24 protein-coding genes are annotated in these 25,231 nt (G+C 71.1%); 8 read left to right on the top strand and 16 right to left on the bottom strand.

Annotated elements, in window-relative coordinates; genetic code table 11:
* Positions 1–3: 3 nt before the first annotated feature.
* Both EDF28_RS16815 and EDF28_RS16820 read right to left on the bottom strand, forming a co-directional pair.
* Positions 4–681: a flavodoxin gene (locus EDF28_RS16815; protein ID WP_123939098.1), complete on the bottom strand. Its 678-nt coding sequence runs from the start codon at positions 679–681 to the stop codon at positions 4–6.
* 5 nt (positions 682–686) lie between these two features.
* Entirely contained in the window at positions 687–1,544 is an 858-nt protein-coding gene (locus tag EDF28_RS16820; protein WP_123939099.1) for an aldo/keto reductase, read from the bottom strand.
* Between the two features lie 101 nt (positions 1,545–1,645).
* Between EDF28_RS16820 and EDF28_RS16825 the strand changes: the two genes are divergently transcribed.
* Entirely contained in the window at positions 1,646–2,500 is an 855-nt protein-coding gene (locus EDF28_RS16825) for a helix-turn-helix transcriptional regulator (RefSeq protein ID WP_123939100.1), read from the top strand.
* Positions 2,501–2,534: 34 nt separating this feature from the next.
* Here the strand turns inward: EDF28_RS16825 and EDF28_RS16830 are convergent, their stop codons facing one another.
* From EDF28_RS16830 to EDF28_RS16850, 5 genes are all read right to left on the bottom strand, one after another.
* Positions 2,535–2,804, bottom strand: a complete 270-nt coding sequence (locus EDF28_RS16830; RefSeq protein ID WP_123939101.1) for a hypothetical protein — start codon at positions 2,802–2,804, stop codon at positions 2,535–2,537.
* Positions 2,805–2,877: 73 nt separating this feature from the next.
* Positions 2,878–5,340, bottom strand: coding sequence for a glycoside hydrolase family 3 protein (locus tag EDF28_RS16835; RefSeq protein ID WP_123939159.1), 2,463 nt, complete (start codon positions 5,338–5,340; stop codon positions 2,878–2,880).
* Between the two features lie 125 nt (positions 5,341–5,465).
* Positions 5,466–6,347 carry a carbohydrate ABC transporter permease gene (locus tag EDF28_RS16840; RefSeq protein ID WP_123313217.1) on the bottom strand — a complete coding sequence of 294 codons (882 nt, stop codon included), beginning with the start codon at positions 6,345–6,347 and terminating at the stop codon, positions 5,466–5,468.
* The gene (locus EDF28_RS16845; RefSeq protein ID WP_123939102.1) at positions 6,347–7,369 is read right to left on the bottom strand and encodes a carbohydrate ABC transporter permease; all 1,023 of its coding nucleotides are present in this window, start codon (positions 7,367–7,369) and stop codon (positions 6,347–6,349) included. Before EDF28_RS16845 ends, EDF28_RS16840 begins: the two co-directional genes overlap by 1 nt.
* 2 nt (positions 7,370–7,371) lie before the next feature.
* Positions 7,372–8,670: an ABC transporter substrate-binding protein gene (locus EDF28_RS16850; protein WP_123939103.1), complete on the bottom strand. Its 1,299-nt coding sequence runs from the start codon at positions 8,668–8,670 to the stop codon at positions 7,372–7,374.
* 145 nt (positions 8,671–8,815) lie between these two features.
* On the opposite strand from EDF28_RS16850, the gene EDF28_RS16855 reads away from it, so the two are divergent.
* Positions 8,816–9,847: a LacI family DNA-binding transcriptional regulator gene (locus tag EDF28_RS16855; RefSeq protein ID WP_123939104.1), complete on the top strand. Its 1,032-nt coding sequence runs from the start codon at positions 8,816–8,818 to the stop codon at positions 9,845–9,847.
* Positions 9,848–9,854: 7 nt separating this feature from the next.
* On the opposite strand, the gene EDF28_RS16860 is transcribed toward EDF28_RS16855, so the two are convergent.
* Positions 9,855–10,838, bottom strand: a complete 984-nt coding sequence (locus EDF28_RS16860; protein ID WP_123939105.1) for an AraC family transcriptional regulator — start codon at positions 10,836–10,838, stop codon at positions 9,855–9,857.
* Positions 10,839–10,959: 121 nt separating this feature from the next.
* On the opposite strand from EDF28_RS16860, the gene EDF28_RS16865 reads away from it, so the two are divergent.
* The gene (locus EDF28_RS16865; protein ID WP_123294672.1) at positions 10,960–11,406 is read left to right on the top strand and encodes a MarR family winged helix-turn-helix transcriptional regulator; all 447 of its coding nucleotides are present in this window, start codon (positions 10,960–10,962) and stop codon (positions 11,404–11,406) included.
* Between the two features lie 67 nt (positions 11,407–11,473).
* Here EDF28_RS16865 and EDF28_RS16870 read toward each other — a convergent pair whose 3' ends face one another.
* The 8 genes from EDF28_RS16870 to EDF28_RS16905 form a co-directional block, all read right to left on the bottom strand.
* Positions 11,474–13,321: a choice-of-anchor G family protein gene (locus tag EDF28_RS16870; RefSeq protein ID WP_123939106.1), complete on the bottom strand. Its 1,848-nt coding sequence runs from the start codon at positions 13,319–13,321 to the stop codon at positions 11,474–11,476.
* Positions 13,318–14,046: a hypothetical protein gene (locus EDF28_RS16875; protein WP_123939107.1), complete on the bottom strand. Its 729-nt coding sequence runs from the start codon at positions 14,044–14,046 to the stop codon at positions 13,318–13,320. The genes EDF28_RS16870 and EDF28_RS16875 overlap by 4 nt, the downstream gene beginning before the upstream one ends.
* Positions 14,043–14,594, bottom strand: coding sequence for a signal peptidase I (locus EDF28_RS16880; RefSeq protein ID WP_123939108.1), 552 nt, complete (start codon positions 14,592–14,594; stop codon positions 14,043–14,045). Before EDF28_RS16880 ends, EDF28_RS16875 begins: the two co-directional genes overlap by 4 nt.
* A gap of 8 nt (positions 14,595–14,602) precedes the next feature.
* On the bottom strand, positions 14,603–15,340 hold the full coding sequence (locus EDF28_RS16885) for an acyl-CoA dehydrogenase (RefSeq protein WP_260155066.1): 738 nt from the start codon (positions 15,338–15,340) through the stop codon (positions 14,603–14,605).
* 123 nt (positions 15,341–15,463) lie between these two features.
* The gene (locus EDF28_RS16890) at positions 15,464–16,312 is read right to left on the bottom strand and encodes a carbohydrate ABC transporter permease (protein ID WP_243648957.1); all 849 of its coding nucleotides are present in this window, start codon (positions 16,310–16,312) and stop codon (positions 15,464–15,466) included.
* Positions 16,312–17,283 carry a carbohydrate ABC transporter permease gene (locus tag EDF28_RS16895; protein ID WP_185094279.1) on the bottom strand — a complete coding sequence of 324 codons (972 nt, stop codon included), beginning with the start codon at positions 17,281–17,283 and terminating at the stop codon, positions 16,312–16,314. Before EDF28_RS16895 ends, EDF28_RS16890 begins: the two co-directional genes overlap by 1 nt.
* Positions 17,280–18,599 carry an ABC transporter substrate-binding protein gene (locus tag EDF28_RS16900; RefSeq protein WP_123939109.1) on the bottom strand — a complete coding sequence of 440 codons (1,320 nt, stop codon included), beginning with the start codon at positions 18,597–18,599 and terminating at the stop codon, positions 17,280–17,282. The genes EDF28_RS16895 and EDF28_RS16900 overlap by 4 nt, the downstream gene beginning before the upstream one ends.
* Positions 18,600–18,852: 253 nt before the next feature.
* Entirely contained in the window at positions 18,853–19,869 is a 1,017-nt protein-coding gene (locus tag EDF28_RS16905) for a LacI family DNA-binding transcriptional regulator (protein WP_173170643.1), read from the bottom strand.
* 174 nt (positions 19,870–20,043) lie between these two features.
* Here EDF28_RS16905 and EDF28_RS16910 point away from each other — a divergent pair, with 174 nt between their 5' ends.
* From EDF28_RS16910 to EDF28_RS16930, 5 genes are all read left to right on the top strand, one after another.
* Positions 20,044–21,255, top strand: coding sequence for a sugar ABC transporter substrate-binding protein (locus EDF28_RS16910; RefSeq protein WP_123294666.1), 1,212 nt, complete (start codon positions 20,044–20,046; stop codon positions 21,253–21,255).
* Positions 21,256–21,403: 148 nt separating this feature from the next.
* Complete coding sequence (locus tag EDF28_RS16915) at positions 21,404–22,264, top strand: carbohydrate ABC transporter permease (protein WP_123939110.1); 861 nt, start codon at positions 21,404–21,406, stop codon at positions 22,262–22,264.
* Complete coding sequence (locus tag EDF28_RS16920; RefSeq protein ID WP_111084887.1) at positions 22,261–23,151, top strand: carbohydrate ABC transporter permease; 891 nt, start codon at positions 22,261–22,263, stop codon at positions 23,149–23,151. Before EDF28_RS16915 ends, EDF28_RS16920 begins: the two co-directional genes overlap by 4 nt.
* A 47-nt stretch (positions 23,152–23,198) precedes the next feature.
* Positions 23,199–24,029 carry a ThuA domain-containing protein gene (locus EDF28_RS16925; RefSeq protein WP_123939111.1) on the top strand — a complete coding sequence of 277 codons (831 nt, stop codon included), beginning with the start codon at positions 23,199–23,201 and terminating at the stop codon, positions 24,027–24,029.
* A complete protein-coding gene (locus EDF28_RS16930; protein WP_260155067.1) occupies positions 24,026–25,129 on the top strand; it encodes a Gfo/Idh/MocA family protein in 1,104 nt (367 codons plus the stop codon). Before EDF28_RS16925 ends, EDF28_RS16930 begins: the two co-directional genes overlap by 4 nt.
* Positions 25,130–25,231: the final 102 nt, after the last annotated feature.

The following is a 25,231-nucleotide window of genomic DNA, read 5'->3' on the forward strand; positions in this document are numbered from 1 at the left end:
CGGTCAGGTGAGCCCGACGTTCCGCAGCCACCGGTCGACGTCGTCTCCGGCAGCGCGCTCGCGGACGTCTTCGCCGCGCACTGCGAGCCCCTCGCCGAGCGTCGCCCCGGTGTCGAGGTCGCGGTAGAAGGACTCGGTGGAGCCCAGACCGCTCACCGCGTACGTGACGACCGGCAGCAGCCGCTTGCCGGACAGGTCGACGGCCTCGACGAAGGTCGCCATGATCATCGGCGGCTGGACGTTCCAGATCGGGCTCCCGAGCAGCACCGTGTCGTAGGCGCGCAGATCGGGCAGTTCGCTCGCGATCTCCGGACGGGCGTCGTCGTCCTGCTCCGTGCTGTTGCGCGCCACGGTGGCGTCGTAGCGGTCGGAGTAGGGGTCGGCGGCCTCGATGCGGACGACGTCGCAGTCGATCCGGTCACCGATCAGACCGGCGAGGACCTCGGTGTTGCCCGTGTCGATGGTGCGCCGACCGCCGTTCCAGTAGTTCTCGCCGGGTCGGGAGAAGTACGCCAGCAGGACGCGGTCGTCGCGCGCGGTCGGGGACACGGTGCTCCTCGGGGTGGTGGACGGAGTGGGCGCGGTGGTGCACGCGGCCAACAGCCCACCCACGGCGACACTGAGCGTGCTCGCTGTGGCGGTCCGCAGCACCTGGCGGCGGGTGGGCTGCCGGCCGGGCACGCAGATCAGGCTTCGGCGCGGCCGGTGAGCCAGCGGACCATGTCGGGGTCGACGTGGGAGAAGAACTGCGACTCACCGGCCTCGAGCTCGGCCATCGTCGCCATCTGCTCGTCGGTGAGCTCGAAGTCGACGACGTCGAGGTTCTGCTGCATGCGCTCGGGCTTGACGGACTTCGACACGACCACGACGCCGCGCTGCACGAGCCACCGGAGCACGACCTGCGCGACCGACTTGCCGTGCGCCGCACCGATCTCGGACAGGACCGGGTTGGCGAACAGGTCGTTCTTGCCCTCGGCGAACGGCGCCCACGCCTCGAGCTGCACGCCCTCCTTCTGCAGCAGCTCCTGGTAGTCGGCCTGCTGGTGGAACGGGTTCGTCTCCATCTGGTTCACCGCGGGCACGACGTCGGCGAACGCGATGAGGTCCACGAGTCGGTCGGCGGCGAAGTTGGACACGCCGATCGCGCGGAGCCGGCCGTCTCGGTGCGCCGCTTCGAGGGCACGCCACTCGCCGTAGTAGTCACCGAACGGCTGGTGGATCAGGTACAGGTCGAGGTAGTCCAGGCCGAGCTTCTGCAACGACGTGGTGATCGCGTCACGGGCGCCGTCCTCGCCGCGGCGCTGGATCCACAGCTTCGAGGTGATGAACAGCTCCTCGCGGGGCACACCGCTGGCGGCGATGCCCCGGCCGACGGCTTCCTCGTTGCCGTACGAGGCTGCGGTGTCGATCAGTCGGTAGCCGGCCGTGATCGCATCGGTGACGGCCCGCTCGGTCTCGTCGGCGGGGATCTGGTAGACGCCGAAGCCGAGCTGCGGCATCGTCGTACCGGTGTTGAGGGTCACTGTGGGAGTCGTGTTGGCCATGACTCCATGAGACTCCCGCGGCGGCGTGCGTGGGAGGGCGGGCTCTTCCGTGTACCAGCAGTCACTCCTTCACGACAGCGCGTCGTCGTACGGTGAGGAGTATGGACAACCAGGCCGAGGTCAGCGACTTCCTCCGCACCCGGCGTGCTCGCATCACGCCCGAGCAGGCCGGCCTCATCAGTGGCGGTCGGCGGCGCGTCCCCGGGCTCCGTCGCGAGGAGGTCGCGATGCTCGCGGGGACGAGCATCGACTACTACGCCAAGATCGAGCGCGGGAACCTCTCCGGGGTGTCGACCGAGATCCTCGAGGCGATCGCCCGTGCGCTGCAACTGGACGACGCCGAGACCGAGCACCTGCACGACCTCGCCCGCGGCGCGGCTCCGGCCCCGATCCGTCGGCGGACCACCACGCCGGAACCGGTCGTGCGTCCGAGTCTCCAGCGCTTCCTCGACACGGTCACCGGGACACCGACGTGGGTGCGGAACCGGCAGATGGACATCGTCGCGACGAACCCGCTCGGCCGGGCGCTCCTGGCACCGGTCCTCGACGCCCCGGGCGCGCAGGGCAACAACGCACGCTTCACGTTCCTCGACCCTGCGGCCCGGACCTTCTACCCGGACTGGGTGGCGGGCGCGAACAGCATCGTCGCGACGCTCCGACAGACCGCCGGACAACACCCGCACGACAAGGACCTCACCGGACTCATCGGGGAGCTCGTGACCCGGTCCGACGAGTTCCGGGCCCGCTGGGCTGCCCACGACGTCCGGTTCCACCGCACCGGCGCGAAGCGGATCCACCACCCCGACGTCGGCGACCTCGAGTTCACGTACGAGGCGTTCGACCTGCCCGACAGCCCCGGGTGGACCATGTACGCCTGCACGGCGACAGTCGGGTCCCCCACCGAAGAACGTCTCACCCTGCTCGGCAGCCTGTCGGCGACCTCCGCCACGAGCTGACCCGGGTACCGTCACTTCCGTGCCCGGTCGTCGCCTACCGCACCGACTCCATCGCGGAGTACTGGGTCACCGGCCAGGACACCCCGAGCGTCTCGCTCGAGACCGCACCCACGACGACGACGGTGACCCGCGGTCTGCACCTGGCGTTCGAGGCCGCGAGCCGCACCGAGGTCGACGCGTTCCACCGGGCGGCCGTCGCAGCCGGCGGGGTCTCGCGCCACGAGCCCCGGTAATGGCCCGAGTACCGCGCCGACACGGCGTTCGTGAGCGACCCCGACGGCAACGACGTCGAGGCGCTCGTCAAGGAGCACTGACCGCGGCGACGGGCCGTGCATCCTGAACCGTCCGCACGGCCCGCCCCGTCGGCGCGGCCCGGCTCAGCCCACCGTCCACTCGACCATCCGCGGGTCGTCCAGCGTGACCTCGTGCACCGGCCCCGTCACCATGACCGTGGCACGCTCTGTGGCGGAGCCGGGGACGGGCCGTCGGACCGGCCCGCCACCGGACGCGACGATCCCACCTGCCGGCACCGGGCCTCCCGGTCGTGACGCCGCCGCGTGGGACGCGACCCAGACCTGCACGTCCCCGGGTTCGACGACCCGGCGCATGCGACGGTCGGTGAACGCGAACCGCTGGACGGGGACGCGGAAGCGGACCCGGGTGGACTCCCCCGCGGCGAGCGCGACGCGCGCGTAGCCGAGCAGCTGGACCTCCGGTCGGGTGACGCTGCCGTGCACGTCGTGCCCGTAGAGCTGGACGACGTCCTCGCCCGCGTGTGCGCCCGTGTTCCGGACGCTCACCGAGGCGTCGAACAGCCCGTCCGAAGGCACCGACGCGTCGACCGTCAGCTCCTCGTACGCGAACGTCGTGTAGCCGAGGCCGAAGCCGAACGGACGGACCGGCGTCGAGTCGGCGGCCGTGACGTCCGAGGGGCCCCCGAGCCGCGGGTGCAGGTACGTGTACGGCTGGGCGCCGGCGGCCCGCGGCAGCGAGACGGGCAGGCGACCGGACGGTGACGCGGCGCCGGTGAGCAGCTCGGCGATGGCGGTGCCGCCCTCCTCACCGGGGAAGAACGCCTGCACGACCGCCGCGGGTCGTCGAGCGCCAACAGCGACTCGGCTCGCGCCGGCCGGGCCAGCGGCGACGACGCCGTCGTCGTCGCCGTCGAGCGCCCACCCGATGGCGTACGGCCGCCCGGTCAGCAGCACCACCACGGTCGGCGTGCCGGTGGCGACGACCGCCTCGACGAGCGAGCGTTGCACACCCGGCAGGTCGAGCGACTCGGTGTCGTTCCCCTCGCCGACGGTGCCGCGGCCGAACAGGCCGGCCTGGTCGCCGACGACGACGACCGCGACGTCGGACGCGGCGGCCACGGCGACGGCATCCGCGAACCCGGCACGGTCGGAGCCGGTGACGGCGCAGCCCGCGGCGAAGCGCACGGCGTCGTCGCCGAGGGCGTCGACCAGCGCCTCGCGCACGGTCGGGATGGCGAAGCCGAGCGGCAGGTCGGGGTGCGAGGCGAGCACGTGGTTGGCGAAGGAGTAGCAGCCCTGCAGGGCCTCGGCGCGGTCGGCGTTCGGGCCGATGACGGCCACGGACGCCCCGGGCCGCAACGGCAGGACGGGCGCGGCGGCCGGCGCGCCAGCGCCAGCACCAGCACCAGCGCCAGCGCCAGCCCCAGCACCAGCGCCAGCACCAGCACCAGCGCCCACATCGTCGTTCGACAGCAGCACCAGCGACCGCGCCGCCAACTGCTTCGCCAACGACCGGTGCAGCGGGGTGTCCAGGTCGATGCCGGTCGGCGGTTCGTCCTCGAACGCCTGCGGGTCGAGCAGCCCCAGTCGCTCCTTCTGCCGCAGCACCCGAAGGACGGCGCGGTCGACCAGGGCCTCGTCGAGCAGACCGGCCCGCACCCGCTCGACGAGCGGCGCGAGGTACGCGTCCCCGGTGGGCAGCTCGACGTCGATGCCCGCCTCGAGCGCGAGCGCCGCTGCTTCACCACGATCGGCGGCGATGCCGTGCATCACCTCGAGGAACGCGACCGAGAAGTAGTCCGCCACGACGGTGCCGTCGAAGCCGAGCTCGTCACGCAGCAGTCCGGTCAGCAGTTCACCGTTCGCCGCGACGGGCACGCCGTCGATCTCGGCGTACGAGTTCATGACGCTCCGGGCGCCACCGTCGCGCAGGGCCATCACGAACGGCGGCAGGTAGACGTCGGCGACCTCGCGCGGTCCGGCGTGCACGGGTGCGTGGTTCCGCCCCGCCTGCGAGGCCGAGTACCCGAGGAAGTGCTTGAGCGTCGCGTCGACGCCGGCCGCCTGCAGGCCGCGCACGTAGGCGGTCCCCACGGTGCCGACCAGGTACGGGTCCTCGCCGATGCACTCGTCGACCCGCCCCCATCGCGGGTCGCGGATCACGTCGAGGACCGGTGCCAGGCCCTGGTGCACGCCGAGCTGCCGCATCGACGCACCGATGGCGGCGCCGACCTGCTCGACCAGCTCCGGGTCGAAGGCCGCACCCCACGCCAGCGGGGTGGGGAACGTCGCGGCCTTCCACGCTGCGAGCCCGGTCAGGCACTCCTCGTGCACGAGCGCAGGGATCCCGAGCCGGGTCTCGCGCTTGAGTCGCCGCTGTTCCGCCCACAGCCACGCCGCGCGGTCGTCGGGTTCGACCGGTCGGGTGCCGTAGACGCGGGTGAACTGGCCGATGCCGTCGCGGGTGATGTCCGCCAGGGTGCGGCCGTCGGCGGCCGCCGCCATCTCACCCTGCATGGGCGCGACGACGCCGGTCTGGTCGAGCCAGTAGCCGACGAGCTGCGCCGCCTTCTCGTCGAGCGTCATGGCGGCGAGCAGGGCGGTGGCGCGGTCGGGTCCGGTCGCGTCGGGTGCGTCGGGTGCGTCGGGTGCGTCGTTGTCGTCCTGGAGGCGCGGCTGGCGTCCGGTGTCCCGGGTCGCGTCCGTCGTCGTCACCCCTTCACCGCCCCGGTCAGGCCGCCGACGATGCGGCGCTGGAAGATGGTGAAGAACACCAGTGCCGGGATCATCGACATCGACGTGAACGCCAGCACCTTGGCCGTGTCGACCGAGTACTGCGACGAGAACGCCTGCACGCCGAGCGGCAGTGTGTAGCTGCCCTCGTTGTTCAGGATGAACAGCGGCAGGATGTAGCTGTTCCAGCTCGCGATGAACGCCAGGATGCCGACCGTGACGACGCCCGGCAGCGACAGCGGCACGACCATGCGGAAGAAGAACCCGAGGCGGCTGGCGCCGTCGATCGACGCTGCCTCTTCGAGCTCGTCCGGGATCGCCCGCAGGAACGGCACCAGGATGATGACCGTGGTCGGCAGGGCGAAGGCGATCTGCGGCAGGATCACGCCGGCCAGGCTGTTCGTCAGCCCGAGGTCCTTCACGAGCAGGTACAGCGGCGTGATGGCGACGGTGATCGGGAACATCAGACCGGCGGCGAACAGGGCGTACAGCGCACCGCGGCCGGCGAACCGGTAGCGGGCGAGCACGAAGCTCACCATCAGTCCGAGCACGACGACGCCCGCGGTGGTGGTCACGGCGCTGATCGTCGAGTTCGCGAGCTGCTGCCAGAAGATGCCGCTGGACAGCACGGATCCGTAGTTGCCGAGTTCGAACGGCGCTGGCAGCCCGGCCGGGCTCGTGGTGATCTGCGAGTTCGTCCGGAAGCCGCCCAGCACGATGTACAGCACCGGGGCGAGGTTCGCGGCGACGAACAGGATCGCCACCAGGTAGGTGAGCGGGTTCGCGCGACCGATGGCCGCGCTGGACCGCCGCTCCCGCGTGGCCCGCCGCCCGGGGGCGACGATGCTCGTGGTGGCCATCAGTTCTTCCTCTCGGTGAGTGCACCCGCGGTGTCGCGGCGGAGCACGAAGCGCTGGTAGATCAGAGCGACGGCGAGCGAGATCACGAACATGACCACAGCGACGGCGCTGCCGAAACCGAAGTTGCCGGACGTGCGACCGTTGGCGACCATGTACGTCGCCATCGTCGAGGTGCCGGCGGTCGACGAGATGTACTGCCCCCAGATGATGTAGACGAGGTCGAACAGCTGCAGTGAGCCGATGATCGACAGGAACGCCCAGATCCGGATGGTGGGGCCGAGCAGCGGCAGGGTGATCCGCCGCTGGATCTGCCAGTAACCGGCGCCGTCGATGGCCGCGGCCTCGAACAGCTCCTCGGGGATGCTCTGCAGGCCGGCCAGGAACAGGATCACCGCGAAGCCGATGTACTTCCACGAGATGATCACGAGCAGGGTCCAGATGGCGATGTCCGGGTTGGACAGCCAGTCGGCCCGCAGCCCGCCGAGCCCCATGCCCTGGAGCAGGTCGTTCACCGCGCCGTTCGACTGGAGCATCAGGCTCCAGCCGGTGCCGACGATCACCTCGGAGATGACGTACGGGACGAACACGAGCACGCGGACGAGCCCGCGGCCGTGCATCTTCTGGTTGAGCAGGAGCGCGAGCACGATGGCGATCGGCCCCTGCAGCACGAGGGACAGCACGACGATGAAGCCGTTGTGCATCAGGACCGCGTGGAACGCCTTGTCCTGGAAGATGATCAGGTAGTTCTGCAGCCCCACGAAGTCGGTGGGCGGGCCGTAGCCCTGCCACTTGAAGAACCCGTAGTAGGCGGCGAGCACCACGGGCAGGATCACGAAGGTGACGAAGACGATGACCGCGGGGCCGGCGAGCACCGCGATCTCGACGCGCTTCCGCCAGTCCGCGATGCGGCGCGTGGACCGCCGTCCGGCGGGGAGCGGCGTACCGCTCCCCGCCGGGGACGTCCCCGCGGCCGCGTCCGACCCGGTGGCCGGGGTCGTGCCGAGCGAGGTGTCGAGGGTCATGGTCAGCCCTTGGCCGCAGCCTGGTTGGTGGTGTCCACGATGTCCTTCGCGCTGCCCTTGCCGGCGAGCAGGTCGACGACGCTGGTGTTCAGCGCGTTGCCGACGTTCTGGCCGTACAGGGTGTCCAGGTACTGCGAGACGAACGGCGCGTCCTGGTAGGCGGCGAGCGCCGACTTCAGGTAGTCCGCGTCGACGACCGACTGGGCCTCCTGGTTGACCGGGATGGCCTGGAACGCCGTGTAGTAGGCCTCTTGGTTGTCCTTCTGCACGATGAAGTTCAGGAAGTCCGTGCAGGCCTTCTTCGGAGCCTTCGCCGAGCAGGAGTTGCCGTCGACGCCGCCCATCATCGACTTCGGGTCACCCTTGCCCCCGTCGATCGTGGGGAACGGGAACCAGCCGAGGTCGGCCAGCGGCTTGCCGTCCGGGGTGAGCGAGCTGATCACGCCCGGGTCCCACGCGCCCATGAGTTCCATGGCGGCCTTGTGGTTGGCCAGGAGTCCGGCGGAGCTGCCGGCACCCTGCTGGGCAGCGGTCGTCAGGAAGCCGTCGTTGAACGGCTTCGTCGCGGTGAAGTCCTCGAGCTGCTCGCCGGCCTTCGTCCAGCACGCGTTGTCGAACTTCAGCGACTTCGCCGCGCCCTCGAGCGTCTTCTGGCTGCACTCGCGCAGCGCGAAGTTGTAGTACCAGTGGGCGGCGGGCCAGGCGTCCTTCGCACCGACGGCGACGGGGTCGATGTCGGCGGCCTTGAGCTTCGCGACGTCGTCGTTCAGCTCGTCCATCGTCGTCGGGGTGCCGTCGATGCCGGCCTTCTGGAACAGGTCCTTTGAGTACCAGATGCCCTCGGGGAGCACGGCACCGGGCATGGCGTAGGTCTTGCCGTCCTTCTCGTAGCCCGCGAACGTCCCGGCGCTGATCGACTTCTTCGCGTCGGCGCTGATGGAGCCGGAGATGTCCATGAGCTGCCCGGCGGCGATCATCGCGTCCATCTTGCCGCCGCCGCGCTGCAGGAAGACGTCCGGCCCGTCGCCCGAGTTGAGCGCGGTCTGCAGCTTGCCGTCCAGGTCCTCGTTCTGGATGGCCTGCGTCTTGATGGTGACGTTCGGGTACTTCGCCTCGAACGCCTTGACCGTCGAGGCCCAGTAGGCCTTGCCGGGTCCGGTGGTGGAGTTCTGCCAGAAGGTCATCGTGACCTTCCCGTTGCCGTCGTCGGCCGCGTTGCCGCCTGCCGAGCAGCCCGTGGCCACCAGTGCTGTCGCCCCGATCAGCGCGATGGCTGCCGCGGCACGGATCTTCCTCGTCATCGTGGAACTCCTCGTGTCGTCGTTGACATGCAGCGACATCCACTGCCGCTGCGGAGAGCGTGCCAGGTGCTCCTGCCGCTTGTCAATCGATATCGATAACGTTTTCTACACCGTTTCGACACGCCATCAGCGGTACGGTGAGCACATGGACTCGGCACTCGGCGCGCGTCCCGGTGCCGGCCGGGTGACGATCGGCGACGTCGCACGGGTCGCGGGGGTCTCGATCCCCACCGTGTCGAAGGTCATCAACCAGCGCGACGGCGTCGCCGCGGCCACGATGATCCGCGTGCAGCAGGTCGTCGCCGACCTCGGCTACGAGACGTCCTTGGTCGCCCGCAGCCTGCGGAGCTCCCGCACCGGGGTCGTCGGGATCCTGGTGCCCGAGTTCGAGCCGTTCTCGACCGAGCTCCTGCGCGGCATCTCGAGCGCGACGACCGGCACCGGCTACGAGCTGCTCGCCTACGCCGGCCTGATGACCGGCGCCGACCGCCCGGGCTGGGAACGCCGGTCGCTGTCCCGCCTGTCCGGCACCCTCATCGACGGCGCCATCGTCGTCACCCCGACCACGGCCCTGTCGAGCTCGTCGATCCCGGTCGTCGCGATCGACCCGCACACCGGGCCCGAGGGCCACGCGACGGTCGACGCCGACAACGAGGGCGGGGCGGTCCAGGCCGTCGAGCACCTGCTCGCGCTCGGGCACACCCGGATCGCGCACCTGCGCGGCCGCGTCGATCTGGCGTCCGCCCAGCTGCGCGAGGCCGGGTACCGCTCCGCACTGACCGCCGCCGGACTCCCGATCGACGAGCGGCTCGTCCGCGACGGCGACTACCAAGAGGAGCAGTCCGCGGCTGTCGCGCGCGACCTGCTCACGATGGACGAGCGACCGACCGCGGTGTTCGCCGCGAACGACTCGTCGGCCGTCGGTGTGCTGCGAGCCGCGGCGGAGCTCGGCCTGCGGGTGCCGGAGGACCTGTCCGTCGTCGGGTTCGACGACGTCCCCCAGGCGTCGATCACCACCCCGCCGCTCACCACCGTGTCGCAACCGCTGGCCGAACTCGGGTCCCGTGCGGTCGAGATGCTGCTGACGATGCTCCGTGGTGAAGCCGCGTCGGACCACGTCCGTCTGTCGACCACACTGCGGGTGCGTTCCAGCACCGGCCCCGCGCCGCGGCCCTGACCCCCGGCTAGCGGCGCAGGGTCTGCTTCGGGTACTCGCCGAACCTGGCTGCGTACGACGCCGAGAACCGGCCGAGGTGCGCGAACCCCCAGCGTCGGGCGACGTCCCCGATCGCTCCGACCTGCGGGTCGAGTGCGAGGAGTTCGCTGCGCACGCGGTCCAGACGGACGTCCCGCAGGTAGGTGAGCGGCGACACGTCGAACACCCGACGGAACGACTCCTGCACCGACCGCACGCTCAGGCCGGCCACCGCGGCGAGGTCGGCGATGGTCACGGTCTCGGACGCGTGCGCGTGGACGTACTCGACGGCGGCGCGCAGCCGGGCGTTCCGCGGCAGGGCCAGTTCGGCCGGCAGGTCGTCGAGCTGCGGCGGGAAGGTCTCGAGGAAGGCGGCGATCGCGAGCGACTTCGCCGCGACCCAGGTGTCGGAATCCGGACCGCCGACACGGAGCGCGCGGGACAGCGCGGCGAGGGCACCCTGCCACCGGCCGTACATCGCGTTGTCCGGTTCGCGCGTGTGGTCGAAGCGCAGCGGGCGGTCGCCCAGGTCGAGCTGTTCGCTGGCGACCCGGTGCACGAGCTCCCGGTCGAGGTGCACCAGACGCTGGTCGTGGTCCTCGGCCGCGAAGACGAACGCGGTGTCGCAGGGCAGCAGCGTCGGCACGTTCCGGTGCAGGTCCACCCGCTGCCCGCCGACGTCGAGGTGGGCGCTGCCGCTCGTCATCCACGCGACGATGTAGTCGGTGCTGATCGGCATCGCACCGCGCAGGACGCCGCGCATCTGGGACCGACGGATGCTGATCTCGGTGTCGCCGACCGCGGTGTAGCGGTAGAGGAACTCGCTGCCGGTCTGCTGGGCGGACCACTGCTCGGCGCCGTGCACCATGGCCAGGTCACGCGCCGCCGACTCCGGATCGATGCCGGACACCTCGAAGCGCACCGACTCGCTCGCGCGTCCGCCGGCACGTGGGGAATCGTACGTGTCAGTCACGGTGCATCGCCCCCGTGCCGGACACCCGAACCTGACCGTGCAACTCGTTATGTGGATACGCTGACCCGGTGAGCACGGCGTACGGTGGCGCGGACCCGATCGGTCCGAAGGGGGCGCGCTCGTGAGCGATCTCGACCTCGTGGCGGCGCTGACCCGACTCGAAGCAGCAGTGTCCGCACTGCGGGCGCGGCTGCGCGACCAGCTCGACGTCTCGGGCAGCGACCTGACCGTGCTGCAGTTCGTGTCCCGCGCCGAAGCGGCCGACCGGACCGTCCGCGTGAAGGACCTCGCGAAGCACCTCGGCCTGACCGGCCCGGCGGTGACCGGCATGGTGGACCGACTCGAGCAGAGCGGACACCTGAGCCGCGTGCCGAACCCGGCCGACGGGCGGAGTCGGCACATCGAGCTGACCGAGACCGCCAGGCGTGACTACTCGATCGCCATGGACGGCACGAACAAGCACCTGCACGAGCTGTTGGCCTCCTTCTCGGAACGGGACAGGGTCCGGTTCGTCCGGATCGTCGACCGCATCATCGCGGCCGTCGACCTCGGCGCCCCGAGCCCCTGACGGCAGGGTACGGGCGGTCAGCATGCGGCTCCGGTGATTGTCCACCATGCGCAGCTAGGTAACGATGCTACCTATCTCGGGCGCGGGCGGCATCGAGGAGCGACACGGAGTTCGGCCCCACCACGGCGCTGGCCAGGTCGACGCGGGCCAGTCCCCCGGGCACCAGGGCGTCCGCGATCGACAGGCGGAGTGCGGTCTGCGTGTACTGCCCGGTCGTCGCACGGCCGGCCGGGGTCGGGGCGGCCGCGAGGTCCTGTTGCACGTTCACCCGGAGCGAGAGCACCCCGGGCAGCCGTGCGAGGACCGTCCCGAGCGCACGGACGACCGGGCCGCCGATCGTCGTCGTCAGCGTCGTGCCGAGCGTCCCGACGAGTGCGAACAACCGGGTCGTGAGCGTCCCCACCACCGCCTGGGTCAACGGGTTCACGAGCGACGTCGCGAGGCCGGTCACGACGCCGAGCAGGCCACCCAGGTCGAGTCCGAGCAGCGCGACCCCGACCGACAGCTTCGTCTGCCCCGCCATGAGCGCCGCGACCCCGGTGTCGACGCCGATCGACAGCGTGGCGATCTTCACGCGGATGCCGAGCACCAGGGGTGCGCTGAGGTCGGCGGCGAGCGCGATCCGGACGTGCAGGGACCCGAGCGCGGTCGTCAGGGCGGTCGTGATCTTCCCCGCCCAGGCGTCCACCACCTGCCCGAGCCGGTCGGCCAGCGCACCGAGGGTGACGGCGTCGAGCACCACCTCGTGGTTCGGCGGCAGGTCGTTGAGCCCGTGCTCGTCGTCGCCGAGCAGGTGCGCGAGGTCGACCCGGACGGATCCGGCCGACAGGTCGAGCGACAACGTTCCGCCGGCGTCCTGCACAGGTTCGGCGAGCAGCGGCGCGACCGCGCCCGCCAGGTCCGGCCCGGTGATCTCGACCGTGCCCCCGATGGTGCCGAGCCCGAGGCTGCCGATGAGCCCGCCGAGTACCCCGAGCACGCCCTGGTTGATCGTCCGTGCGAGCACCCCGTCCGTGCCACCGAGCGCGTCGACCGTGGCGTCGAGCTGCACCACGGTGTCGTTCACGGCCGTGACCAGCGCACCGACGAGCGGGCTGTCCACACGGAGGTCGAGGCTCGCGATGCCGTAGTCGCGATCGAGCCCGGCGGGCCCGCTGTCGGCTGCCACCTGCTGCACCGCGGCACGCAGGTTCGTCGCGAGCGTGCGCTGGACGACCCCGCCCCACACGTCGTCGCTGATCGCGTCGCACCCGGCGAGCTGCGCACTCGCACCGACGGCTCCGACGTCGAGCCCCACGTCGGTGACGTCCGCGATGCCCGGCAGTGCGCGGCCGAGCGTGATCGACGCCGGGTCGGGCAGGTCGCCGGACGGGGTCGTCGGCGTGACGAGCACGCCACCGGAGTCCGCGACGAGCCCGGATGCCGCCACCGCGTCACCGGTGCCCGACGCCGTCGCGACCTGGTTCACCGCGCCCGCCGAACCGGCCGGCAGCCCGAGGCCGAGACCGGTGAGGTCGATGCCCGCCACGTCGCCGAGCAGCCCGACGTCGAGCGGGTTGCCGAACGCCTGCGTGAACGGGCGGCCGCCGGTGCCGAGCTCGGGCGCGGTGGCCGGCTCGACCGATGCCGGTGCGGCTCCGGTCTTCGCGACGTCGACCCCGCGCACCGTGGCGACGTCGTCGAGGTCGATGCCGGCGATGCTCCCGCCCAGGAACCGGCTCGAGGCCGTCGACGTGTAGTCGGCATCGGTGCCGCAGTCGAACGACGACGTGCCCACGGCCCCGTGCGCCCACTCGCGGTCCGACCACGACGCGGTGCTCGGGACGGCGGTGGGCGTGACCAGGGCTGCTGCGACGACGATGCCGGTGACGACCGCGATCCGGCCACGGCGCAGGTGCAGCGGACGCCGGGTCACGACCGGCTCCCGGGGCGCCGGAGCCGGAGGGCGACGCCGGCGAGCACGGCCGCGACCGCGACGAGCACCGGCCCCGCGAACCCGCCACCGGTCATCGCGAGGACGACCGGACCGACGTCGTCGAAACCGCCGTCGCCACTGCCGTCGCCGTGCGTCGGGCGTCCGGGCACGACGGGGTCCCCGCCGCGAGCGGTCACGCCGACGCCGACCTCGGCGGTCCGGGGCACCGTGGTCGCGGCGTCACCGAGGGACAACCGGACGAGCAGGTACGCCGAGCCGTCGCCGTCCGGGTCGGGCACACGGACCGACGGCGCGGTGGTCGCCCAGTCGACGAGGGGGACGGCGTCGACGAGGGCGGCGGTCTGTCCGCCGCACGTGGGGGCTCCCGACGGGTCCCCCCACGGCTGGTCGCACGTCGCGACCGTCACGAGCACGCCGTCGGTCCCGCCCGGCAGGCCGCCCCGCCCCGTGAGCTGCAGGTCGAGGGTGACCGGGCCGGGCTCGTCGACGCTCGTCCGCACCTGCCACGTGACGTCCGCGTCGTTCCCCGCCCCGGGCAGCACGAGGGGCTCCGGACCGGTGTGCAGCACCAACCGGCCCGGCGTGCCGGTCTCGGCCACGGGCCTCCAGTCCGTCGCGGCGACCGCCACCGCCGTCGTGCCGATGCCGGCCGCACCGGCGAGCACCGCGGCGACCGCCGCGGAGGTGGCGAGGACGCGGGTCACGAGTCCTCCCGCCGGGCCGGCCAGAACGCCCACGCGACGAGCACGCCGACGAGCGCGACCGCCAGCCCACGGGCCGGGGCACTCGTGACCACGACGAGCACCGAGCCCAGGCCGGGGGCGTGCGCCAGCACGAGTCCGGCGTGCCGGACGACGTACGGGTCGCGGTCGTCGGAGGCGTTGTCGTCGCCCCGCAGGGTGAGCGACCGCGCCGCGGAGTCCCCCGGGACCCGGTCCACCGCGACCACCCGGTGGGTGACGGGCAGGGCCGCCCCCGCGCGTGGGACCGTGACGACGTCCCCGTCGGTGATCTCGGCCGCGGGCACGCGGTGCGTGATGGCGAGCCCGCCCGCGGGGATCGTCGGGGCCATCGACCCGGTGGTGACGACGACGAACGACAGCCCGGTGAACGCCACGGCGGCCCAGGCGAGCAGGCACGTGAGCCCGACCGCGCCGACGACCGTCAGGACGACGGTACGGATGCGGTCGGCGGGACGACGGGGCGGCGCCGCGCCCTCGTCGGAGGACGTCGGCGCGGTGGAGCCGCGCACGGCCGCGCTCAGTCGGACTCGGCGGCGAACTGCCACGCGGGCGCGGCCGTCCGCCCCTGGAGCGCGTCGACCGTGGTGCCGGCCGGCAGCGTCGGCGACTCCGGCAGCGAGACCTCGAAGCAGTACACCTGCGTCGACCCGCCGGCCGCGGCGAGGGGCCGCGCGATCGTCGCGGCAGCCGTGCCGAGCGGCCCGGACGCGACGCTCGTCCACGGCACGTCGAACGCGGTGGCGTCGCACACGGCGGTGGTGTCCGTGATCGCGGCGACCCGGACCTGCAGGGCGTTCCACAGCACGTCGTCGGCGTCGGAGACCGTGACCCCGGTCGCCGGCACCGCTGCCCGGAGCACCAGGTCGCCGGCGATCGAGTCGGCGGCGGTGCGGAGTGCGACGGGGGCGTAGGTCGCGGTGCCCGGCGACAGGGCGAGCGCGTCGACGGTGAACCGGAGCGCCTGGCCCGGGTTCGTCTCGTCCGAGGTGAAGCCCGCCGCGGCGAACGGCGCCGTGACGTTCTGCTCGACCTCGAACCCGGACGTCCCCACGCCCGGCCCACCCGAGCCGTTGCCGCCGAACACCCACTCGGTGTCCGTCCACGACGCGAGCGTGTAGCCCGCGCCGCCGATGACGAGGACCCCGCCGGCAGCGAGCGCGAACACCCGGTTGCGACGCCGGGAGCGGCGGGCGGTGTCGTCCGCGGCGCGACGGCCACGGTTCCGGGCGCGCGGGGGCGCAGTGCTGTCAGCCATGACGTGTCTCCTGATCCGTGACGCCGATCGGTGGCGGCGACGGCCGGGGTGGTTGGTCCTGGCCGTCGCCGTCGACGTCTGCTCCGATCCTGGCGGACTATCCCTCAGGAATCAATGGACGCGTCACCCCTTGACGGCACCGGAGGTGAGCCCCGACACGATCGAGCGGCGGAACACGAGCACCAGGATCACGATCGGCACCGTCGCCGCGACGCTCGCCGCGAAGATCTGCGCGAAGGGCACCGTGAACTGCGTGCCGAACAGCGCGATGCCGACCGGGATCGTCCGGAACGAGTTCTCGCTGTTGAACGTCAGCGCCATCAGGAACTCGCTCCACGACGCTGTGAACGTGAAGACGCCGACCGTGAACAGGCCCGGCTTCGCCATCGGCAGGATCACGCTGAGCACGGTGCGCCAAGCTCCCGCCCCGTCGATCTCGGACGCTTCCTCGATCGTCGAGGGGATCCCGACGAGGTAGTTCCGCATGATCCAGATGGCGAACGGCAGGTTGAACGCGACGTACGGCACGATCAGTCCCGGGTACGAGTTGAGCAGTCCGAGGTTGCGCTCGAGCAGGTACAACGGCGTGAGCACCGCGATCGCCGGGAACACCGACAGCATGAGCAGCGACGTCATGATCGCCGTGCGGCCCTTGATCCACCGACCGGCGAGCGCGTAGCCCGCCAGGAACGCCAGCGCGAGCACGATCACCGTCGTCGACACCGACACGATGACGCTGTTCACCATGTACTGCCCGAGCGCGTTGTCGCGGAAGGCCACCACGAAGTTGTCGAGGGTGAACGCCTGCGGGAACGCGGTGGGCGGCGACTGCCCGATCTCGGACGCCGGCTTGAGCGACGTCGACACCAGCCAGTACAGCGGCAGCGCCGTGAGCACCGCGATGACGACGCCGCTGACGTTGACGGTGTTGACCCACTTGCGCCAGCCCTTGCGCACACGTTGACGGGGCATCAGGCATCCCCTCCCTTCGCCTGGTTCCGGAAGGCCCGGAGGAACAGCAGACACCCGGCCGCGACGATGATCGCGGTGGACGTCGCGATCGCCGCGCCCGGGCCGATGTTGATGTCCTGGAACAGGACCTTGTAGCCCATGATCGCGAGCGACTGGGTGGCGGTGCCCGGTCCGCCGTTCGTCAGCACGAACGGCAGGTCGAAGACGCCGAACGCCTGCAGGATGCGGAACAGCACCGCGATCGTCAGCGTCGGGGTGAGCTGCGGCAGCACCACGCGCCAGAACGTCTGCCAGGTACTCGCGCCGTCGAGCTCGGCGGCCTCGTAGTGGTCCTCGGAGATCTGCACGAGCCCGGCGAGCAGGATGATCGCCACGAACGGCGTCGTCTTCCAGATGTCAGAGACCATCAGGCCCGTGATCGCGGGCACCGGTTCGCCGAGGATCACCGGGGCGTCCCCGAACAGGCCGAAGAACCAGGTCGCGACGCCGTAGGTGCTGTCGTAGATGTACTTCCACAGCTGCGCGTTGACGATGGTGACGAGCGACCACGGGATGAGCATGAGCGCGAGCATCCAGCCGCGCGTGGCCCCGAGCCGCTCGAGCACGAGGGCGACGAGCATGCCGAGCACGAGTTCCACCGAGACGGTCACGACCGTGTACAGCACCGTGAACCCGAGGGCTCGGTACCAGTCCGCGCTCTGCAGCAGGGCCGCGTAGTTGCCGAGCCCGAACGACTGGATCGTGAACCCCTCGTAGCCGACCTCGACGTCCGCGAAGCTCAGGACGATCGAGTAGACCACCGGGAAGATCGTCACCGCCGCGACGACCAGGAGCGCCGGGGCCGCGAAGCCCCACGCGCCCCGCGCACGGATGCGGTCGAGACGCGACCGCCCGCTCAGGCGGGGCGGCGGGTCTTGGCGACCCGTGCCTCCCGGCCTGGTGCCCGACCGTGTGGCCGTGCCGGCGCTCACAGCGCCTCCCCCTGCAGGGCGAGCGCGATGGCCGAGGCCATCGTGCTCGTGCCGCCGTCGACGGACGCCTGTCCGCCGAGGATGCTGTTGCCGTTCTGGTACACGCCCTGCGAGACCTTCGGGTAGTACGCGGTCGACGTGGGACGGGGCACGAGCGTGATGCCGGCAGCGGTGTCGTACGTCGGGCGCTGCTGCTGCTTCGCGTCCTCGCTGACGAGCGACGCGCTGCGGGCCGGCAGGACGCCGCCCTCGCGGGTCAGGAACTGCTGCGCCGTCTCGCTCGACATCCAGCGTGCGAACGTCAGTGCCGCCGCGGGCTGCTGCGTGTGCGGGTTGATGTAGTTCCCCCACCCGCCGATGGTCGAGTGGTGCTCGTCCTGCCCGTCGAAGGTGGGACGGGCGGCGAGCCCGACCTTGCCCGCGACCCGGCTGTCCGGCCCGTTCGCGATGCCCCACGCGTACGACCAGTTGCGCAGGAACGCCGCCCGGCCGCCCGAGAAGGCGTCGTTCGTGTCCTGCTCCTGGTACGTCAGTGTGGCCCGGGGGCTCGCGCCGTCCGTGATCAGGGACCGCATGAACTCGAAGGCGCGCTTCGTCTCCGAGCTCGTCGTCTCGGGCTTCGTCAGGTCGTCGTTGAGCAGCGAGCCGCCGGCGTCCGCGACGAACTCGGTGACGTTGCAGGTGAGGCCCTCGTACACGTCGCCCTGGAACGCGAACCCGTAGCTGACGTCACCGGTGTCGACGAGCTTCGCGGCCGTCTCGCGCACTTCCTCCCACGACCCCGGCACCTGCAGGGAGTGCTTCGCGAGCAGGTCCTTCCGGTACAGGAAGAACGACTCGTCGATGTAGAGCGGGAACATGTAGTACGTCCCGTCGACGCTCGCCGCCTGCCGCAGGCCCTCGGGGAACTGGTCGAAGAAGTCCTCGCCCACGAGCTGGTTCACCGGGGTGGCGAGCTTGTTCTTCGCGAACTGCCCGGGCCACGCGACGTCGCCGAGGTAGACGTCCGGCGTGCTGCTGCCGGCCGCGATCTGCGTCGTCAGGCTCGTCCGGTTCGTGTCGGTGTCGCTCGGGGCGCTCACGATGCGCACCCGGATGTTCGGGTGCTCCTTCTGGAACTCGGCGATGAGCCGGCGCCGCAGGTCACCGCCGTCCTTCGAGGCGACCTGGCCCGCCCACCAGCTGATCGTCGCCTCGCCCTCTGGCGGGTCGGTGGGCCAGTCCTGGACCAGCGTGCGCTCGGGGCGCGTGGAGCAACCGGCGAGGAGCAGCACCCCCGCTCCCCCGAGCAGGAACATCCTGCGGTCGATGGCCATCCGTCCTCCTCGACGTGTGGTGCTGCGAACCTGTGCGTCCACACAACCAACGGACCCTGAGCGCCCGGTGGGCGCGCGGCGGCGGGCGCGGGCGGCGGGCGCGGGCGCGGGCGGGGCGCGGTGCCGAGCTTTCGCGCTGGGCGACAGTTCACGGGTTCGCGGCCCCGCGAACTGTCGCTCAGCCCGAAACGTGGGAACGGGCGGACGGGAGGCCCGTGGCGGCGCCGGACCGCGCCTCCCGTCCGGCAGGTGGTCAGGCGGGGGCGGGGGCCGTGGACTCCGCCGTGCGGAGCGTGCACGGCAGCAGGAAGTGCGGCAGGTCGTCGGAGGTGCCGTCGAGCTGTTCGATGAGGGCGTCGGCGGCCCGGATCCCGAGCTCCTGGCCCGGGGCGACCATGGTCGACAGCCGCGGGTAGTGCTGGTCAGCGTTGGCCTCGGACGACGCGATGCTGAGCACGGAGACGTCCTCGGGGACCCGCCGCCCGGCGGTGTAGAGGCCGACGAGGACACCGGCGGACGAGTCGTCCTTCATCACGAGCAGCGCCGTGACGTCGGGGTCCGCCGCGAGCAGGTCGCTCGTGGCCTGCCGTCCGCCGTCGCTGCCCGGCCCGGCGGTGACGACCGTCCCGGCCAGCCCGCGCTCGGCGATCGCGCGCCGGAAGGTCGCCTCGACGCGCAGGTGCGGGGCGTAGCCGGCCATCGGGGTGCCCTCGAGGTCCTCGAGCACGAGTCCGAACCGGCGGTGCCCGAGCGTCTCGAGGTGGTCGAGGCTGTCCTCGATGGTCGTCTCGAAGTCGATGTCGACGAAGGGCAGACCGCTGCTGTCGCGGGTCCGGCCGATCAGGGTGAACGGCACGCCGAGGTCGGTGAGGACGGCGACGCGGGGGTCGTCCATCCGCACCTCCATCAGGATGACGCCGTCCACGAGCCCACCCGACACGAGGTCGTCGAGGTCGTCACCAGCGGGGTCCACCGGCCAGAGCACGAGGTGGTAGCCCCGCTCGGACGCCCGTTCCGCCGCACTCATGAAGAACTGCGAGGTCGTCGGGCTGAAGCGGTTGCCGGTGGTCGGGAACAGCAGCGCGATGATCCGGGTCCGCCGGCTCGCCAGGGCCCGGGCGACGACGTTGCCGCGGAACTTCAGCTCGCGCATCGCGGTCTTCACCCGCGCGGTCGTGCCGGGGGTCACGTACTTCGTCCCGTTCACCACGAAGGACACGGTGGCGATCGAGACCCCCGCCCGATCGGCGACCTGCTGCATCGTGGCCATGGCGCTGATCTTAGCGCGCACGAAGTCAGAAAAGCGCTTTACAGGTGAAGCGCTTATCTGTTAGCTTCTCGCCCCAGGAGCACAGCGACGATGACGTCAGCGGCCTCGTCGATGCGTGCCTGCCCCAGCACCCGTCAAGAGAAGAGCTCTGCAATGAAGCAAAGATTCCCCTCCATGTCCCGCCGGACGCGCGCCCTCGTCGGCGCTGTCGCCGTCGTCGCCACGATCCCCCTGGTCCTGTCCGGCTGCTCCGGCTCCGGATCGGCCTCATCGGGCGGCAGCAAGGCCCTGACGATCGAGGACTACTACGACGCGAACTACAACCCGGTCTACAAGACCTGCGCGAAGGAGGTCGGCGCGACGGTCACGATCAACCACGTCGCCGGCGCCGGTCTGATCGCGAAGGTGCTGCAGCAGGCATCGTCGAAGACGCTGCCTGACGTCCTCATGCTCGACAACCCCGACGTCCAGCAGATCGCCTCCTCCGGTGCCCTGTCCGACCTGTCCGACTACGGTCTCGACGCCGACGGCGACGTCCCCGGCGTGAAGGCGGCGAGCACCTACAAGGGCAAGCTCTACGGCCTGCAGTCGAACACGAACTCCATCGCGCTCTACTACAACAAGAAGCTCCTGGCGGACGCCGGCGTCCAGCCGCCCAAGACGTGGGACGAGCTCAAGGCCGCGGCGAAGAAGCTCACCAAGGGCTCGACCTACGGCTTCGCGATGAGCAACATCAACACGTACGAGGGCACCTGGCAGTTCCTGCCGTTCTTCTGGTCGAACGGCGGTGACGAGAAGGACATCGCCACCGCGGACGCCACCCAGGCGCTGCAGCTCGTCGAGGACCTGCAGGATGACGGCTCGATGTCGAAGAGCTCGATCAACTGGGCCCAGGCGGACGTCAACAACCAGTTCCTGGCCGGCAAGGCCGCGATGATGATCAACGGTCCCTGGCAGCTGCCGGCGCTCAACGAGAAGAAGAGCCTCGAGTTCGACAGCGTCCCGATCCCGACGCGCACCGGCGAGGCCACGGTCGCACCGCTCGGCGGCGAGGCGTTCACCGTCCCGCAGACCGGCGACAAGGACAAGATGCAGCTCGCCGGCAAGTTCGTCGGCTGCCTCCACTCGCAGAAGATGCAGAAGACCCTGTCCGAGGTCAGCGGCAACGTGCCGACCAACCTCGAGGCCGGCGCCGCCTGGGCGAAGGACCACCCGCAGGTCGCGTCCTTCGTCACCACGGTGCAGACCGCTCGCGCGCGCACCGGTGAGCTCGGACCCGACTGGCCCAAGGCCGCCACGAAGATCTACACCGCCGTCCAGCTCGCCCTCACCGGCAAGGCCAGCCCCGAGGCAGCGCTCAAGCAGGCGCAGTCGCAAGAGCAGTAGTCCACGGGGAGCCGGCCGACCGGTCGGCTCCCTCCGGCGTGCAGGAAAGGACCCCGGCGTGAGCGCCTCGACACAGACACGACCACGGACGATCCCGCCCGTGACGACACCCCGACCCGGGCAACGACGAGCCCGGTTCCGATCCGGCGTGACCCGATGGCTCTTCGTGGTGCCAGCGGCGGTCTTCGTGGCCGTCTTCTTCGGCTACCCCGTGGTGAAGAACATCATCATGTCCTTCCAGGACTACACGACGGCGACCTTCTTCACCGGCGAGGCCCCCTGGGTGGGACTCGGCAACTACATCTCCGTGTTCCAGAGCTCGGTCTTCACGACGAGCCTCGTGAACACCGCCCTGTTCACGGCCGGCTCGATCATCCTGCAGTTCGTCATCGGGCTGAGCCTCGCGTTGTTCTTCCGTCGGCACTTCCCGCTGTCGGGCTTCCTGCGGGGGCTCCTGCTCCTGCCGTGGCTGCTGCCGCTCATCGCCTCGAGCGCGGTGTGGAAGTGGCTGCTCGACCAGGACAGCGGGGCGCTCAACCAGCTCCTCGGTGTGGTGGGCATCGCCCCGGTCCCGTGGTTGGTCAGCCCGAGCCTCGCGCTCATCGCCGTCATCGGCGTCAACGTGTGGCTCGGCATCCCGTTCAACACGACGATCCTCTACAGCGGCCTGCAGTCCGTGCCGCCGGAGCTCTACGAGGCCGGGTCGCTCGACGGCGCCACCGGGTTCAAGGCGTTCTGGTACATCACGTGGCCGAGCATCCGGTCGGTGGTCAGCGTCGTGGTCGTGCTCGGGGTCGTCTACACGTTGAAGGTCGTGGACATCATCCTCGGCCTGACCGGCGGCGGGCCGGCGAACTCGACGCAGACCCTCGCCACGAACGCGTACCACCAGTCGTTCATCAACTTCCAGTTCGGCATCGGAGCCGCGGTGAGCAACGTGCTCATCGTCGTCTCGTTCGTCTTCGCGATGGTCTACATCGCGATCTCCCGGAAGGCGGTCGACGAATGAGCGTCGGACTCGCGAACCAGACCGTCACCGCCACCCGCGCGATCACGACGAAGCGGACCACCCGGGCACCCCGCCCGCGCGGTTCCGCCAAGGGCATCCCGTTCACGATCCTCGGGTGCGTGTTCCTCGCGATCATGGTGTTCCCCGTCTACTGGATGGTGAACACCAGCCTGCAGGCGACGTCCGGGGCCGCTACGGCGACGTGGTTCCCGTTCTCCCCCACCTTCGCGGGGTACGAGGCCGCGTTCGCCCAGCAGGGGCAGAACTTCCTGTCGAGCATGATCATCGGCCTCGGCACCGTCCTGCTGACGCTGGCCATCGCGACGCCGGCCGCCTACGGGCTGGCCCGGTTCCGGATGCGCGGCGGCCGGGTGTTCCTGCTCGTGCTGCTGATCACCCAGATGATCCCGGCGATCGTCATCGCGAACGCGCTGTACACGCTGTTCAACAACATCGGGCTGCTCAACAGTTACGTCGGGCTGATCCTGGCCGACAGCGCGGTCCAGGTGCCGTTCGCCATCCTGCTCATGCGCGCGTTCATGGAGTCGATCCCGCCGAGCCTGGTCGAGGCCGCACTGGTCGACGGCGCCAGCGACTTCCGGGCGTTCGTGTCGATCGTCGTGCCGATCAGCCGGAACGCCATCGTCACCGCGGCGCTCTTCACGTTCCTCGGCGCGTGGGGTGACTTCCTCATCGCACTGACCCTGACGTCGACGACCGCGGTCCGACCGATCACGCTCGGCATCTACAACTACATCGGCTCGAACGTCACCGACTGGGGACCCGTCATGGCGACCTCGGTACTGGCCTCCCTGCCCGCTGCCGTCCTGCTGATCTTCGCGCAGAAGTACATCTCCGCTGGTGCCCTCGGCGGTGCCGTCAAGTGACGGCCCCGGACCGACGCCACCACGTACCCCAGCCAGAAAGGCACACCATGACCACCACCCCGCTGCGCATCACCGTCTGGGGCGAGAACGTCCACGAGCAGGTCGAGCAGCACGTCGCCGAGCGGTACCCCGACGGCATGCACGGCGCGATCGCCGACGGCATCCGCGAGAACCTGCCCGACGCCGTCGTCCGGACCGCCACCATGCAGGAACCCGAGCACGGCCTGACCGACGAGGTCCTGGCCGCGACGGACGTCCTGACCTGGTGGGGGCACGCCGCGCACCAGGACGTCGACGACGCCGTGGTCGACCGGGTGCACAAGCACGTCCTGTCCGGCATGGGCCTGGTCGTCCTGCACTCCGGCCACTGGTCGAAGATCTTCGGCAAGCTGATGGGCACCACGTGCACGCTTCGCTGGCGGAGCGAGCACGACCAGGAACTCGTCTGGACCGTCAACCCGCAGCACCCGATCACCCGCGGCGTCCCGAACCCGATCGTCATCCCCGAGCAGGAGATGTACGGCGAGTACTTCGACGTACCGACCCCCGACGAGCTCGTGTTCATCTCGGGCTTCACCGGCGGCGAGGTGTTCCGGAGCGGCATGACGTACCGCCGCGGCATGGGGAAGATCTTCTACTTCTCGCCCGGCGACCAGGACTTCCCCGTGTACCACCACAAGGACGTCCGCCGCGTGATCGCGAACGCCACCGAGTGGGCGCGGCCGGAGCGCGAGCGGGAGATCCCGACGCTCCGCCGCTACGACCTGGGCGAGTACTTCGAGGGCCAGCACTACCGCGGCCCGTTCGACGACGCGCCCGTCGACGACGCCTCTGTCGACGACGCCCCCGTCGACGACCACGCCGGGGCGCAGGCGTGACCGCGCTCCGCGTCCTGCAGGTCGGTGCCGGCGGCATGGGCCGGGCCTGGCTCGGCACCGTCGCCGCCGACCCCGACGTCGAGCTGGTCGGCATCGTCGACCTCGACCTCGATGCCGCCCGGGCCGGTGCCGAACACGCCGGCGATCCGAGCATCCCCGTCGGCACCGACCTGACCGTGCTCGCCGCCGAGACCGGTGCACAGGCGGTGCTCGACATCACCGTCCCGGTCGCGCACCACCCCGTCACGCTGCAGGCCCTGCACGCCGGGCTCCCCGTGCTCGGCGAGAAACCCGCAGCGCAGACGGTCGCCGAGGCACTGTCGCTCGCCGCGGCCGCCGAGGCCACCGGCAAGCTGTTCATGGTGTCGCAGTCGCGGCGCTACAACGACCAGCTCGTCGCGTTCCGCCAGCACGTGCGCGGCCTGGGCGCGATCGGCGGCCTGGGCACCCGGTTCGCCAAGGCCCCGCACTTCGGCGGCTTCCGCGAGCAGATGGACGACGTCCTGCTGCTCGACATGGCGATCCACGCGTTCGACTCCGCCCGCTACGTGCTCGAACGGGACCCGGTGTCGGTGTACTGCGAGTCGTGGAACCCGTCGTGGTCCTGGTACCGCGGCGACGCGGCGGCGGCAGCGGTCTTCGCCTTCGAGGACGACGTCCGGTACGTGTACGACGGCTCGTGGTGCGCGCCGGGGGCCGAGACCTCGTGGAACGGCGACTGGCGAGCCTCGGGTGCGGCTGGCACGGCGCTGTGGGACGGCGACCACGACCCGTCCAGCGACCTCGACGGCACCCTGGGCACGCCGTCGCCCGCTGCCAGCGTGGGGCACGAGATCGCCGGGGCGCTGACGTCGTTCGTGCACGCCGTGCGTTCCGGCGAGACCCCGGACGGTGAGGTGCACGGCAACGTCATGAGCCTCGCGATGGTCGAGGCGGCGATCGCGTCGACCCGCACCGGGCAGCGCATCGTCATCGACGAGGTGCTCGAGCGCGCACACGTCGAGGCACTCGCCGCCGAGCGGCACGACGCGGTCCGCGACCGCCTGGCCGCCTGGGGCCCCGTGCGCGAGGCACTGAGCGCCCCCGTCCCCACGCCGTAGGCGCCCCGGCACGCCCGCGCGTGTTCCCCCGAGGTTCCGAAATCTCGGCATGTCGGCGGCCGTCAGGCTCCCGATCGGAACCTCGGCGGACGTGAGCGGCGA

The organism is Curtobacterium sp. PhB137, assembly GCF_003814955.1.
Taxonomy (GTDB): domain Bacteria; phylum Actinomycetota; class Actinomycetes; order Actinomycetales; family Microbacteriaceae; genus Curtobacterium.

Bases quoted from the DNA above. Each gene is read 5' to 3' on its own strand.
- EDF28_RS16845 (WP_123939102.1), bottom strand. From the start codon at position 7,369: ATGACCCTCGACACCTCGCTCGGCACGACCCCGGCCACCGGGTCGGAC.
- EDF28_RS16925 (WP_123939111.1), top strand. From the start codon at position 23,199: ATGACCACCACCCCGCTGCGCATCACCGTCTGGGGCGAGAACGTCCAC.
- EDF28_RS16890 (WP_243648957.1), bottom strand. From the start codon at position 16,312: ATGCCCCGTCAACGTGTGCGCAAGGGCTGGCGCAAGTGGGTCAACACC.
- EDF28_RS16835 (WP_123939159.1), bottom strand. From the start codon at position 5,340: ATGACGCTCGACGAGAAGGCGGCGCAGCTCGTCGGCTACTGGCTCGAC.
- EDF28_RS16900 (WP_123939109.1), bottom strand. From the start codon at position 18,599: ATGGCCATCGACCGCAGGATGTTCCTGCTCGGGGGAGCGGGGGTGCTG.
- EDF28_RS16885 (WP_260155066.1), bottom strand. From the start codon at position 15,340: ATGGCTGACAGCACTGCGCCCCCGCGCGCCCGGAACCGTGGCCGTCGC.
- EDF28_RS16840 (WP_123313217.1), bottom strand. From the start codon at position 6,347: ATGGCCACCACGAGCATCGTCGCCCCCGGGCGGCGGGCCACGCGGGAG.
- EDF28_RS16850 (WP_123939103.1), bottom strand. From the start codon at position 8,670: ATGACGAGGAAGATCCGTGCCGCGGCAGCCATCGCGCTGATCGGGGCG.
- EDF28_RS16905 (WP_173170643.1), bottom strand. From the start codon at position 19,869: ATGGCCACGATGCAGCAGGTCGCCGATCGGGCGGGGGTCTCGATCGCC.
- EDF28_RS16920 (WP_111084887.1), top strand. From the start codon at position 22,261: ATGAGCGTCGGACTCGCGAACCAGACCGTCACCGCCACCCGCGCGATC.
- EDF28_RS16910 (WP_123294666.1), top strand. From the start codon at position 20,044: ATGTCCCGCCGGACGCGCGCCCTCGTCGGCGCTGTCGCCGTCGTCGCC.
- EDF28_RS16820 (WP_123939099.1), bottom strand. From the start codon at position 1,544: ATGGCCAACACGACTCCCACAGTGACCCTCAACACCGGTACGACGATG.
- EDF28_RS16855 (WP_123939104.1), top strand. From the start codon at position 8,816: ATGGACTCGGCACTCGGCGCGCGTCCCGGTGCCGGCCGGGTGACGATC.
- EDF28_RS16825 (WP_123939100.1), top strand. From the start codon at position 1,646: ATGGACAACCAGGCCGAGGTCAGCGACTTCCTCCGCACCCGGCGTGCT.